General features: G+C 52.0%; 14 protein-coding genes. 6 read left to right on the top strand and 8 right to left on the bottom strand.

From position 1 onward, the window contains the following. The first annotated feature begins 50 nt into the window (after positions 1-50). From PsW74_RS05075 to sseA, 3 genes are all read left to right on the top strand, one after another. On the top strand, positions 51-695 hold the full coding sequence (locus PsW74_RS05075) for a LysE family translocator (protein ID WP_063289159.1): 645 nt from the start codon (positions 51-53) through the stop codon (positions 693-695). Positions 696-763: 68 nt separating this feature from the next. Next, the gene (locus tag PsW74_RS05080) at positions 764-1,489 is read left to right on the top strand and encodes an alanyl-tRNA editing protein (RefSeq protein ID WP_063289160.1); all 726 of its coding nucleotides are present in this window, start codon (positions 764-766) and stop codon (positions 1,487-1,489) included. A gap of 3 nt (positions 1,490-1,492) precedes the next feature. After that, positions 1,493-2,338, top strand: coding sequence for a 3-mercaptopyruvate sulfurtransferase (gene sseA / locus PsW74_RS05085; RefSeq protein WP_063289161.1), 846 nt, complete (start codon positions 1,493-1,495; stop codon positions 2,336-2,338). A 61-nt stretch (positions 2,339-2,399) separates the two neighbouring features. On the opposite strand, the gene PsW74_RS05090 is transcribed toward sseA, so the two are convergent. Next, a complete protein-coding gene (locus tag PsW74_RS05090; protein ID WP_063289162.1) occupies positions 2,400-3,014 on the bottom strand; it encodes an NAD(P)H-dependent oxidoreductase in 615 nt (204 codons plus the stop codon). Between the two features lie 101 nt (positions 3,015-3,115). On the opposite strand from PsW74_RS05090, the gene PsW74_RS05095 reads away from it, so the two are divergent. After that, positions 3,116-3,703: a TetR/AcrR family transcriptional regulator gene (locus tag PsW74_RS05095; RefSeq protein ID WP_057464415.1), complete on the top strand. Its 588-nt coding sequence runs from the start codon at positions 3,116-3,118 to the stop codon at positions 3,701-3,703. Positions 3,704-3,709: 6 nt separating this feature from the next. Here PsW74_RS05095 and PsW74_RS05100 read toward each other — a convergent pair whose 3' ends face one another. Further along, complete coding sequence (locus PsW74_RS05100; RefSeq protein ID WP_063289163.1) at positions 3,710-4,513, bottom strand: HD domain-containing protein; 804 nt, start codon at positions 4,511-4,513, stop codon at positions 3,710-3,712. Positions 4,514-4,600: 87 nt separating this feature from the next. Between PsW74_RS05100 and PsW74_RS05105 the strand changes: the two genes are divergently transcribed. Further along, positions 4,601-5,215 (top strand): TetR/AcrR family transcriptional regulator, encoded by a 615-nt coding sequence (locus tag PsW74_RS05105; RefSeq protein WP_082830484.1) that lies wholly within the window; start codon positions 4,601-4,603, stop codon positions 5,213-5,215. Between the two features lie 104 nt (positions 5,216-5,319). On the opposite strand, the gene PsW74_RS05110 is transcribed toward PsW74_RS05105, so the two are convergent. Further along, on the bottom strand, positions 5,320-6,348 hold the full coding sequence (locus PsW74_RS05110; protein WP_063289164.1) for a hypothetical protein: 1,029 nt from the start codon (positions 6,346-6,348) through the stop codon (positions 5,320-5,322). A gap of 97 nt (positions 6,349-6,445) precedes the next feature. Here PsW74_RS05110 and PsW74_RS05115 point away from each other — a divergent pair, with 97 nt between their 5' ends. After that, positions 6,446-7,561, top strand: a complete 1,116-nt coding sequence (locus PsW74_RS05115; RefSeq protein ID WP_082830485.1) for a serine protease — start codon at positions 6,446-6,448, stop codon at positions 7,559-7,561. A gap of 33 nt (positions 7,562-7,594) precedes the next feature. Here PsW74_RS05115 and PsW74_RS05120 read toward each other — a convergent pair whose 3' ends face one another. The 5 genes from PsW74_RS05120 to PsW74_RS05140 all read right to left on the bottom strand — a co-directional run bounded on the left by PsW74_RS05120 (position 7,595) and on the right by PsW74_RS05140 (position 12,802). Further along, a complete protein-coding gene (locus PsW74_RS05120; RefSeq protein WP_063289165.1) occupies positions 7,595-8,398 on the bottom strand; it encodes a hypothetical protein in 804 nt (267 codons plus the stop codon). Between the two features lie 137 nt (positions 8,399-8,535). Next, positions 8,536-9,333 (bottom strand): amino acid ABC transporter ATP-binding protein, encoded by a 798-nt coding sequence (locus PsW74_RS05125; protein ID WP_063289166.1) that lies wholly within the window; start codon positions 9,331-9,333, stop codon positions 8,536-8,538. A gap of 39 nt (positions 9,334-9,372) precedes the next feature. Beyond that, positions 9,373-10,491, bottom strand: a complete 1,119-nt coding sequence (locus PsW74_RS05130; protein WP_063289167.1) for an amino acid ABC transporter permease — start codon at positions 10,489-10,491, stop codon at positions 9,373-9,375. A gap of 1 nt (position 10,492) precedes the next feature. Next, the gene (locus PsW74_RS05135) at positions 10,493-11,695 is read right to left on the bottom strand and encodes an ABC transporter permease subunit (RefSeq protein ID WP_063289168.1); all 1,203 of its coding nucleotides are present in this window, start codon (positions 11,693-11,695) and stop codon (positions 10,493-10,495) included. Between the two features lie 84 nt (positions 11,696-11,779). After that, positions 11,780-12,802, bottom strand: coding sequence for an amino acid ABC transporter substrate-binding protein (locus tag PsW74_RS05140; protein WP_063289169.1), 1,023 nt, complete (start codon positions 12,800-12,802; stop codon positions 11,780-11,782). Between the last annotated feature and the right edge of the window lie 162 nt (positions 12,803-12,964).

The raw sequence follows: 12,964 nt of genomic DNA on the forward strand, positions 1-12,964 counted from the left end.
TGAAATACGTTAGGGGCCAACTGAGAATAATAACCCAGAGGGCTTTTCGCATGTATTTTGTGCCTGAACTAAGCGTGATGGCGGGCTTTACCCTTGCTACCTTCATCCTGTCCATTACACCTGGACCGGACATGACCTTCTTCATGAGCAAAACGCTCACACAGGGCCGAAAAGCCGGACTGGTTGCGATCATCGGCGCAACCAACGGCATCATGATCCATGCGTTTCTGGCAGCCGTTGGCATTTCCGCCCTGCTGGCCGCATCTGAATTTGCCTTCCAGATCCTCAAAACGGTAGGCGCGCTCTATCTGGTTTACCTGGCCTTCCAGATCCTGCGCAACGGGTCCGCCCTCTCATTGGAAGAAGGCGAAGCATCCCGCGAAACTCCCAGAGCCATTTGGGCAAAGGCTGTCACGATCAACCTGCTCAACCCGAAAGTTGTGTTGTTCTTCGTAACCTTCCTGCCGCAGTTCGTGTCCGCCTCTGATCCATACGCAACCTCAAAACTGTTGTTCCTTGGCTTCTTCTTCATTCTGCTGAACGTGCCAAGTAGTCTCGTAATGGTGTTTGGGGCCTCTGCAGTCTCCAAGTTCCTGCGCAGCTCACCGCGGGTGATGCGCATTCTCGACTATTCTTTCGCTGGCATCATGGCAGCGTTCGCTGTGAAGCTGCTCAGCGCACGCACCACCGCTTAAGATCACCAGTTAAAAGGTGCGCCAATTCATTTCATGGTGCACCTGTCCAATCCATTTGAGATTATTCCATGACCGAACATTTGTACCGTGAAGATGCTTACTTGCGCAGCAGCGAAGCCGCTGTAAACGAAATCACTCCGGAAGGTGGCATCATTCTGGACCGGACCTGCTTCTACCCCAATGGCGGCGGCCAGCCGGGTGACTGCGGCTCGCTTGAGCTGGAGGATGGCACTCGCATTCCAATTGCAACAGCTGTTTATTCCAAAGACCGCAGCCAGATTGTGCATGTGCCAGTTGATGGCACCGAGCTTCCCGCAGGGCTGATCAGCGGCGCAAAGATTACTGCGCACATTGACTGGGAAACCCGCTACAAGCGCATGCGCGTTCACACAGCTTTGCATCTGCTCTCCGTCGTGCTGCCCTTCCCCGTCACTGGTGGCCAGATCAGCGATGGCACAGGCCGTCTGGACTTTGATATTCCGGAAGCTGCACTGGACAAAGACGAGCTGACAGGCAAGCTGCAAGACCTCATTGCAGGCGATAATGCCATCACTCAGGAATGGATCACCGACGAAGAGCTGGAAGCAAACCCGGGTCTTGTTAAAACCATGAGTGTAAAACCACCTATGGGCAGCGGACGGGTAAGGCTGATAAGAATTGGGGAAGAAGTTGATTTGCAGCCATGCGGCGGAACGCACGTGTCGCAAACCGCACAGATTGGCAAAGCTGTCATCACTAAGATAGAGAAAAAAGGCCGTCAGAACAGACGCGTCCGTATCCAGTTGGAGGACTAAAACATGGCACAGGACCCGATTGTTTCGACAAGCTGGCTCAAAGACCACCTTGATGCCCCTGATGTAGTTATCATTGACGCTTCCTGGTATCTGCCTGCCATGGAGCGCGACGCCAAAAAGGAATACGAACAAGAGCATATTCCCGGCGCACTGTTCATGGACATTGATGACGTGTCCGACCAGAATTCTCCACTCCCGCACATGATGCCGGAACCACATGTATTCTCATCCAAAATGCGCAAGATGGGAATTGGCGATGGCCAGACCATCGTTCTCTATGATGGCATGGGCATTTTCTCCGCAGCCCGCGTCTGGTGGATGTTCCGCGCCTTTGGTGTAAAGAGCGTCTTCGTGCTGGACGGTGGCTTGCCTGCGTGGAAGGAAGAAGGCTATCCGGTCTCCGACGAAGTGCCAGCCCGCATGGAACGCCACTTCACAGCCATGCTGAACAACGACATGGTGCGCAACCTCAACGAGGTGCAGGATGCCTTGGAAACCAGCAGCCACCTTGTGCTTGACGCACGCGCTCCAGAGCGCTTCAAAGGACTGGCACCGGAACCACGCGAAGGCGTGCGCGCTGGCCACATGCCGGGTGCTCTGAACCTGCCGTTTGGCCTGCTGCTGAACGATGGCAAGCTGCGCTCTAAGGAAGACCTGCAGAACATCTTTGCGCAAGCGGGCGTCGATGCCACCACTCCGGTAATCACCTCTTGCGGTTCAGGCGTAACAGCTGCTGTCATCACCCTTGCTTTGGAGCAAGTAGGCTTCACTAAGAATGCGCTTTACGATGGCTCATGGACTGAATGGGGCTCAAGCTCAAAGACCGAAGTCATCAGCGAACCGGCCTGAGTTAAACCAGATTCACATTCGCAACAAAGCCCTGCAAGTCATTGACCTGCAGGGCTTTTCTTTAGGCTACAGCCAACACGTCCTGCACTGCAAGCGCATCTTGTTTGCCAAGTTCAGCGGTTTCCGCAATCCATGCAGCGCGCTCGTCCTCACCCGCCAGATAAGTTGGCGAGAACATCTTGAAGCTGTGCTCCTCAAACCCAATGAAGTCCAGAATCTGACGTCCCATCACCTTGTCATGCGCACACTCATAAAGCTCTTCATAGTAATGCGCGGCTGTATCACTGGTGATGATCACACGGGCGCTGCGACCTTTTAACAGTTTGGCAGGCAGCTCTTCCCCTTCCACAATCTGGAAGGCAACACCCGGCAGAAGGGCCCGGTCCAGCAGCCCCTTCATAGGCCCCGGCATACCGCCCCACCACAGCGGATAAATTGGCGTCCAATGACTGCACCATTTCAGGTTCTCCTGAAAAGCAGCCACATCCGGTTCCAACGCCTGATCTCCTTTGAAATCACCTGAGAACAGCGCACTCTCAAAGCTCATAGTGCTCAGGTTCATCACACGAACCTCCGCCCCCGATTGACGTGCAGCTTCGGCATATGTTTCAGCCAGCGCATGCCCAAGACGGTCCTCTCCGAGATGACCGCTAAACACAAAAATTCTGTTTGTCATGGAAACTCCATTTATTTGACTGCGGTCAATTTATTTTCAAAATATGACTGGAGTCAATTTATTTTTTTGACCATAGTCATATTATTCAGATTGAGGGAACCATGCTTCAGGGCAAACAAAAACGAGCACAGGAAACCCGCCAGCGCATTTTGGTGGCGGCAACGAGCCTGTTCAATGAAGGCAATTTCAATGCGGTCAGCACAGAGAGCATTGCCGAGCAAGCCAACGTTTCCAAAGGCACGCTCTTCGCTCACTTCGGCGACAAGCTGGGACTGTTTGCTGAGATCGGCCTGAAGGAGCTGAAAGCCTGCGTGGATAGTCTTCACAAGGCAGCAGAAAGCAGCCCCCTCAACGGGCGGGATGTATTGAATCAATCTCTCATGGGAATCCTGGAATACTTTGAAAAACAACCAGAATTCCTGCGCATCTTCATCGACGTTGCTGGTTGGGAAAAAGGCACCAGAGCAGAAAACTTCATAAATGTCGCGATCAGCATTGATGCGCTCTTTCAAGCAAGTGTTGAGAAGGGGCAGCAGGACAAATCTATTCGAGCAATTGATCCAAAACTCGGTGCAGTCTCCGTCCGCGCTTTCATGATCCACGTCGCAATTGGCCGTGTCTGCGGCGAATACAAAGACACGCAACAGCAGCACACCGAAGTTCAAAAGCTGCTCTCACTGGTGCTTTAGGCGGCGCTATACTCCATAGATATCAAACGCAGTCTTCGGCGCTTTGCCACCTGTCAGCTTGGTCAACACATAAGGCCGCGTGCCTTTCAGGTGGCGTGCCGTTTCAAACTCCAACGCTTCAATCACACCCTCTCGCGGGTGCTTGTGCATGATTTCATCCACGCTGGACTTGGCAAGACGGCGATGCCCTGCCCCAAACAGATCACACATTGCCCCTCGGTTCACCAGATACGCCTCACCCCCATGCGCCCGCGCTGACACATAGGCATTCAGATGCAGCGCAATCGCGTCGCCCACCCTATGCACCGTATCAGCATCATGCCCACAACTGGAGAGATGATTGCACGCCACCTCCGCCCCGGAGATAGCAAAGCAGCACTCATGCACATGGGTCTCACGATTGTTGATCAGCCCACTGTCGTGCAAAATGGCCGCTGAGAACAAGAGCTCCCGATCAAACGGCACACCTGCATACTCCCCCAGCAGCACGCCAAACAGATAGGTCCGCCAGCTGTGATGCAGCAATCTCGCATCATGCGTCTCAACAGCAAAATCAAGGCTATCGCGCACCAATCCCGTCTCAACAGGCAGCAGTGCTTCCAGCTCAGAAGAAACCGGCGCTAACAAGCCCAACCGGTCTTTCACGCTGTCACCCAGCTCAACCAACTGCGTGCGCACCAGATTGCCAACCAGTGTAAGATGTTCCAGAGGCGTCAACCGCCCCTTGCTGTACGCCCCGTCGCGATGCCCCCAATTCAGGCTACCCATCACGCGCTCAGAGGCTCTGCAATCCTTTGCTGTCACAGACATAACTCGCTCTTCCAAAAACAAAAATAATTATGTACCGTATCGCATCAATATTTAGAGCTCAATATTTTTATGCGAAGCAGTACATAAATGAGTCCATCACGCCCACGCGGACGCCCGCGCCTTTTTGACAAAGACGAAGCGCTGACCACAATTCAGCGGATTTTCTGGAAAAACGGCTACTCAGCAACCAGTCTGGATCAGATCTCCGCAGAGACCAAAATCAACCGCCCAAGCCTTTACGCCACCTTCGGCTCAAAGAAGGACATCTACATCAAGTGCCTGGAGCACTTTGCCGAAATGATGGGCAAACGCACCGAAGCGGCCATCCTGTCCGAGACAGAGATCTCACGCGGGCTGGAAAAAGTTTTCATGCAGGCCATGGAGATCTACCGGCCCAAAGCAAAGAGTGACGGTGGCCCGATGGGCTGCTTCGTCACCTGCACAGCCCCATCCGAAGCAGGTGCAGATGAAGAGATCAAAGAAGTCCTGAAAATGGTCCTCGACCGGATCGACCAGACCATGTGCGAAACCGTTGAGGCGGCGATCAAAGACCGGAAAATCCAGCCAAAACAAACCGTTGAAATCACCGGCCACCTGCTCGGCTGCCTGCTGAACGGTCTCTCCCTGCGCGCCCGGTCCGGCACCTCGCGAGACGAACTGGAACGCACGGCAAAGGCAGGCATCGAGCAAATTCTTGCATGACATCTGCATGCAAATACAGCAGATCACGCCGCCCCATAAGCAAATGAAAAGTGCACCGGCTTTCAAGACCGGTGCACTTACAGTCACTCACTCACCCAACCAAATCAGGTCATGGCACCTTGCGCCACGAGTGCCTGATCAATAGCAGCCTTAAATCGGCTCGCCACCTTCGCAAATCCATCAGACGTGCCGTGGATCTCGTCCACCCAATCTGTCAGATTTGGCATAGCCCCCCGGCAGTCAACCACGATGACATTGGCATCACTCGCCGCCAGACCATCAAGCATAGCATAGAGCTCATCCAGCATTACACTGATGATCTTACGTCCAAGCACGCTCGGAATATTGCGATCTGACAGTGGCTCACCCAGCCACTCATCCTGAGCCGCATGCAGCGGATCACGCGTATCTCCCTCCCATCTGAATGGGAACACGTAATCGTATCCATGCACGAAGACGGGCATCTCCTGCAGCTCGGCAACACCGCGAATATCGCTGATCACCCGCTCATAAGCCCCTTTGAGGAAAGCAAGTTTCTCATCAAACACCACACGGTCGATGTGCCCTTCCACATCAGTGATATCGCCGTTAAAGTCTCGCAAAACGTCGAAAAGCACTGCAACGCCGGTATTCGGATCTTCGCCGATCACGTCATTCCCGGCAGCCGAGAACAGGAACCCGGACACCTGATCCTTGTATTCAAGCAGCGCGGAGAGATACTCACGCCGCCGCGCCCGGTTCGCGCCATACACCATGTTCTGCGCCGTATCCCCGGCAGCGTCTAGCGAGTAAATGTTGAAGTGTGCACTGAGATGGTCAATGACGTCATCAATCAGGATTGGAAACTGGAACCAGCTGTCCCCTTCCGAAATCAGCATTGGCCGCTCTGGATGATCCCTGAGCGCATCTTTGAACCGCCAGTACCGCCGGATACGAGATGCCCAATTGCCGATCTGAAGAGCATTCTCAAACTCCTGATCAGCCTCAGTCATCTGCACCATGTCAGGCTTTATCCTGAACTGTATGTCAAATGCACCTGAATGCTCAACCACATCACAGTATTCTAGCAGTTGTTCCTCTGGGACATTTGGGTCCCGAGCAATTTTCAAAAACTCATCATATGTAATTTTCATAGTATTCCCCCTCCTAGATTTACAGATAAACTTTACACAAGAGGTGAGTTTATGATTAAGCTTGCCATATGCAGATAACAATTTAAAGGTAATTTTCATGACCCTTAAATTACAAAACTTAAACAATGTATTACTTGAAAAAGCGACTCATAGATTGCAAAGCCGTCTGGGGGATTTAAACAAGACGCGCAGTGCAATTCTTGCAGGCACACAAGCGGAGACAGATAGCCGGGAACGCTTGAATCTCTACCAGAAACGGCAGGCCACACTCGCCTTATCAGAAAGCTCTGCCATCTCTGCGCAACCCTCAATCTTTGAGGATGACGTGCAGGATCTCTCAAGACTGGGCAAGGAAGCTTTGACCGGCACGCACAACGACCTCCTCCCAATCGAGTTCTTTGAATACGGCCTTTATGCCGCACGCTCAGTTGGCAGAATTGAGCATGTTGAAGGACTTAGGCTCGGCACCGGCTTTCTGGTTGGGCACGGTCTCATCATGACGAACCACCATGTTTTGCCCAATGAGCACGAAGCACGCCAACACTTTTTCGAGCTCGGCGCAGAAGCTAACCGCATCGGCAATCAGACACCCTCGAAAATCTGCTCCATCGAACCAGACCGCTTTTTCTGGGCCAACGAAGAACTGGACATAGCCATCGCGGCCGTCGTGGACGAAGACCCGAGCTTCATTCCACTGGACCATTATGGCTGGCACGCCCTCATCCGCCAGCAAGGCAAAATCAAGAAGGGAGATCCGATTAATATCATTCAGCATCCCCTTGGACGCAACAAAGCCGTGGTCGTCCATAACAACCACCTTCTTCATATTGAAAATGGAACTGATGCACACATGTTTTGCTGGTATTCCGGCGATACGCAAAAAGGAAGCTCCGGCTCCCCTGTCTTTAACAGTCGCTGGGAGGTCGTCGCCGTACACCACATGGCAATCCCGCAAACCAACACACAAGGTGACATTCTGGGCAAGAACGGCCAGCCCATCAGCCGGGCAACCGCACGTAGACACCCGGACCAGATCGCCTACGCCGCCAACGAGGGCATCCGCACCTCTCGTATCGTAGATGCACTGGAAACCGCTCAATTCACCAAAGCCCACCACGCCGACATCCGCGACTTCCTCTTAAAATCATGGAGCAGCCCCGGCGCTCAACGCAGAGGCCTGCACGCCGCAGTAAGAAGCGCACAGGCTTTGTAACTCTGCAACATCATATTATAGCAGGCAGATACATTAAGCACCCAACCGTATCCAGATGCCTGGAAACTCGTAGGAGTTCGGGCCGATCTGTGTCGCTGGCTTTGCGGAAGAGTTGGTCTGCGGTTTGAAGTTACCGGTGGTCGCAATCTCCAGAACATCACCTGTTGCCGGATCATAAATCATGGCCTTATCCGTATCCGTCAGATGACGCGTACCAGCAACCCAGTGCATCGTATTGGTGCCCGCATACTGCACCAGAATAAGGTTCACCTGATTGGTCTGGAACGGAATACTGGTCACGTTGGACAGGCTCACAGTCTTGCCGAGCTTGTTCTGAATCAGGTCTTCCTCACGATTGAAGAGATAACCACCAGCCGCATTCAGAACTTTGAAGTTGTTGAACAAGCCTTTGCCGAATGCAGTGTAATAAGTAATGTTCTTTGCCAGACCCGGGGCAAGAGTTTTCGCAACAGCAACCATACCCGAAGGGCTGTTCTCCAAATCAACTGTTCCGTCATTTTCTTTATAAAGTGCAGTTGGATCTGGAGAAGCTGTAAGATCAAGTTCCAGATTTCCTGAAACTTTGTAAGTCTGCGTCGTCACCACCTCAGCAATCTGCAAGCGATGATAGATCAAGTGACTCAGCCGCCATAAATTGATGCGCCCTGGATCGGTTGTGACATCATAACCTTTGGTGAGATCGGCTGCGTTGAGCGTGTCGACATCAGTCGCTTTGGGCATGAAGCCCAGTTGAGCAAGAGCTGCGTTCACACAGTAAGCACCACAGGATTTAGGGGAATGTTGGACGATACCTTCATAGAGGTCAAATTCTGCCATTTTTGCTTTTCCTTGTTGAGAGCTATTGCTCTGCAAGGAAAGACGTGGCAGCGGGCAAACTGTGAAAACGGTAGACTGCAAACAAGAAAAAAGCCCCGCTGAAACAGCGAGGCTTTGAATTGGGAACTCTGTCCAGATCAGTGATTGAGGATCTGGGAGAGGAACAGCTGAGTACGTTCATGCTGCGGATTGGTGAAGAACGGCTCAGGCTCATTCTGCTCAACAATCTGCCCCTGATCCATAAAGATCACGCGGTTTGCCACTTTACGGGCAAAGCCCATTTCGTGGGTCACGCAGAGCATGGTCATCCCCTCTTCCGCCAGACCGATCATCACGTCCAGCACTTCCTTGATCATCTCAGGGTCAAGCGCGGATGTCGGCTCATCAAACAGCATAACCTTCGGGTTCATGCACAGCGAACGGGCAATTGCCACACGCTGCTGCTGACCACCGGAAAGCTGACCTGGGTACTTGTTGGCCTGCTCAGGGATCTTCACGCGCTCAAGGTAATGCATCGCAACTTCTTCAGCCTGCTTCTTAGGCATCTTGCGAACCCAGATTGGAGCCAGCGTACAGTTCTCCAAAATGGTCAGATGCGGAAACAGGTTGAAGTGCTGGAAGCACATACCAACTTCACGGCGGATCTCATCAATCTTCTTGAGGTCAGAGGTCAGCTCAATACCGTCGACAACGATCTGGCCCTTCTGATGCTCTTCAAGACGGTTGATACAGCGGATCATCGTGGACTTACCAGAACCCGATGGACCACAGATCACGATACGCTCGCCGCGCATAACCTTCAGGTTAATGTCGCGCAGAACATGAAAGTCACCATACCATTTATTCATGCCGTTGATTTCGATAGCCACATCGGTATCCGAAATCTGCATTTTTGAGCGGTCCGCCTGAACATCAGCGAGATTTGCGTCACTCATTTTTATTTCTCCGAGTTTCTCTTGGCTTGCGCCAGGCGACTAGCGATGGCCGGTATGCAGTTTGCGTTCCAAATACATCGAATATCGGGACATTGCAAAGCAGAAGATAAAGAACATGAACGCGATAAACGCATAAAGTTCCACAAAAATACCATTCCAACGTTGGTCAGCGAGCGTTGGCGCAACCAATCCGAGAGGATCCATAAGGCCAATAATCAAAACCAGTGTGGTGTCTTTGAACAAGCCAATGAAGGTGTTCACGATACCTGGGATGGAAATTTTGAGCGCTTGCGGCAGAATAATCAGACGCATGCTCTGCCAATAACTCAGCCCCAATGCATCCGCAGCTTCATACTGCCCTTTCGGCAATGCAGCCAGACCACCGCGAATGACCTCAGCCATGTAAGCACTGGCAAAGAAGGTCACCATGATGACAACACGCAGCACGATATCGAAGTTCACGCCCTTTGGCAGGAAGTAGTTGAGCAGAACGTGCGCAACAAACAGCAAGGTGATCAATGGCACACCGCGAATGAACTCGATGAAGATAATCGCCAGAGACTTCACAATAGGCAGATTGGAACTGCGAGACAGCGCAAGAACGATACCGATCGGAAGCGAGAACGAGATACCGGAGACACCGATAATCATGGTCAGCAGCAAACCGCCCAGCTTAGTGGAGGAAACCGGCTCAAGACCAAAACCACCCCAAATCAGCCAGAACGCCACAAATGGGTATGCCATAGAAGCCATCAACGCTGTACTGCGCTTTGGCATACCATCCCAAAGGGCGGGTACAAGAGCTAGGAACAGCAGCACGAAAGCCAGAATCGGACGCCAGTACAGCTCAGTTGGGTAAAAACCAAACAGGAACTGATGATAACGCTCACGAATAACGGCCCAACAAGCACCATTTTCTGTCAGTGCCCGGCATTCATCCAGAGAGTTCGCATTCCAGACTGAATCCACAAACGCCCAATTGACCACACCCGGCACGGTTGAATACACCACAAAAATTGAGAGCAGCGTCAAAATAGTGTTCAGCGGCGACGAGAACAGGTTTTCACGGATCCAGCCGACAGCACCAGTTGTACCCTGGGGAGGTGGCAACTGAGGCTTTTCAGAGGTCGAGACAAAGGCGAAATTATTTTCACTCATGTTAGCGCCCCTTCAGCTTTACGGATTCATTGTAAAAGTTCATGACTGCTGAAATAGACAGTGAAATCAGCAGATATGTTGCCATCAGAAGCAACATGCACTCCATCTCACGGCCTGTCTGGTTCAGTGTAATACCGCCCAGAGTGCCAGTCAGATCCATGTAACCAACCGCAATCGCCAAGGATGAGTTCTTGGTGATGTTCAGGTAGTTGGAGATCATTGGTGGAATGATAATGCGCAAGGACTGCGGCAGAACAACAAGGCTCATGGTCCGTTTAGGACGAAGGCCAAGAGCATACGCAGCTTCCGTCTGCCCTTTACTGATCGCCATGATGCCTGCGCGAACAATTTCCGCAACAAAAGCTGCAGAGTAGATGGAAAGCGCAAACCACAGAGCGATAAGCGGGGTACCAACTTTAAGGCCGCCCTTCAGGTTGAAGCGTCCGGCAACAGGGTAATCAAGGCCAATCGGCATACCAGAAGCGAAGTAAGTCAAAACGGCTGGTACAATCAAAATACCAAGCGTGATGTAGCCTACAGGCAGGATCTGACCAGTCGCTTCCTGACGCTGACGCGCCCAACGACGGAATACAAAAATGCCACCGATAGAAGCGAGCAAAACTGCAACAACAATCTGGTAGCCACCATCGAAGGTCAGTCCAGGAACATAGAAACCACGGTTTGTTGCATAAACCGCCCCTTCAATAACTGGTGCTTTAAGAGCCTGCTTAGGGGTTGGAAACACATGAATGAAGACAGCGTACCATGCCAGAATCTGCAGCAGCAGCGGCACGTTACGAACGCCTTCAATGTAAACCGCCATTAAGCGAGAGACGACCCAGTTATTGGAGAGACGCAGAACACCGACAAAAACGCCGATGAGTGTTGCAGTCACGCAAGCCAGGAAGGCAACCAGCAGTGTGTTGAGCAAGCCAACAAGTGCCGCTTTCCAGTGTCCTGAAGCGGATGTATATTCTACCAGCATCTGACCAATGTCATAGCCTGCTGGCTCAAATAAGAAACCGAAATTGAAATCTTTGCCAAGTGCTTCGAGGTTCTCGACAGCATTGCCGATGAGCATCATCACAACAGACAGAGCAACGATAAGCGCGATAATCTGGATCGTATAAGACCTGTATCGAGCATCTCGCCACAGTTGCGAAAACTGGAAGCTATTATCGGCTGGTACGGTTGAAGTGCTCATAAGTAGCCCGCCTTATTTATTATGCTTAGAAAAAAGGGCGCTGTCATCTTACAACAGCGCCCCTTTTGTCAGATCTCAATCAGATCAACGGAATGGAGGTGCGTACTGCAGACCACCTTCGGTCCATGTCGCATTCAAACCACGAGCCAGATTAACTTTGGTCTGTGTGCCCAGGTGACGCTCGAACATTTCGCCGTAGTTACCAACGGATTTGATAGCTACGAGAGCGAAGTCGTTACCCAGACCAAGGGATGCACCCATTTCACCGGAAGCACCAAGCAGACGCTTAACTTCTGGATCTTTGGTGTTAGCGGCCATGTCGTCTGCATTTGCAGCGGTGATGCCTTTTTCTTCCGCAATCTTCATTGCATTCAGAACCCAGCGGCCAATGTCTGCCCACTGATCGTCTCCATGACGGACGAGCGGACCGAGAGGCTCTTTGGAGATGATTTCAGGAAGAACGATATGGTCGTCCGCATTCTCGAAAGTCGCACGGGAAGCAGCCAGACCGGAAGCATCGGTGGTGTACACGTCACAAGCGTCTGCAAGGTAGTTCTGACGACCTTCAGTGTTTGTCTCAATGGACAGCGGCTCGTAAGACATGCCTTCAGCTGAGAAGTAGTCAGACAGGTTCAGCTCTGTTGTTGTACCAGTCTGGATACAAACAGTTGCACCGTCTAGTTCTTTAGCAGAAGCAACACCAAGAGACTTCTTCACCATGAAGCCCTGACCATCGTAGTAGCTCACACCAAGGAAGGTGAACTTCAGGTCTGCATCACGGGAGAACGTCCAGGTGGTGTTACGGGACAGGATGTCCACTTCACCGGAAGCCAGCGCAGTAAAGCGGGTCTTACCAGTGGTTGGTGAGAAATCAACTGCATCCGGATCACCAAGAACAGCAGCAGCTACTGCACGGCAATAGTCAACGTCAAAGCCCTGCCATTTGCCGTTTTCGTCGGTGTAAGAAAAGCCTGCAAGACCAGTAGAAACCGCGCAGCGCAGCTTACCGCGCTCTTTCACGTCTTCGAGAGTGCCGGCAGATGCTGCAGACAGAGCAGTCGCTGCGAACGCTGCACCCAGCGCAACTGGAAGGATCATTTTTTTCATAGAATTGGAGCCTCTTTTTCTTGTCCAATTTTAAAATTCATCACCGGAAGTAGCAGGCTGTTCTCCTCCTCTAAGAAAAACACCCAGGACAGACATGTCAGCGCATGTCCTTAAAGCCCCCCTATTGGCTTCAACCACTCCTCGCTAAGCATTCGATGATAT

This window comes from Pseudovibrio sp. W74 (assembly GCF_001623085.1).
Taxonomy (GTDB): domain Bacteria; phylum Pseudomonadota; class Alphaproteobacteria; order Rhizobiales; family Stappiaceae; genus Pseudovibrio.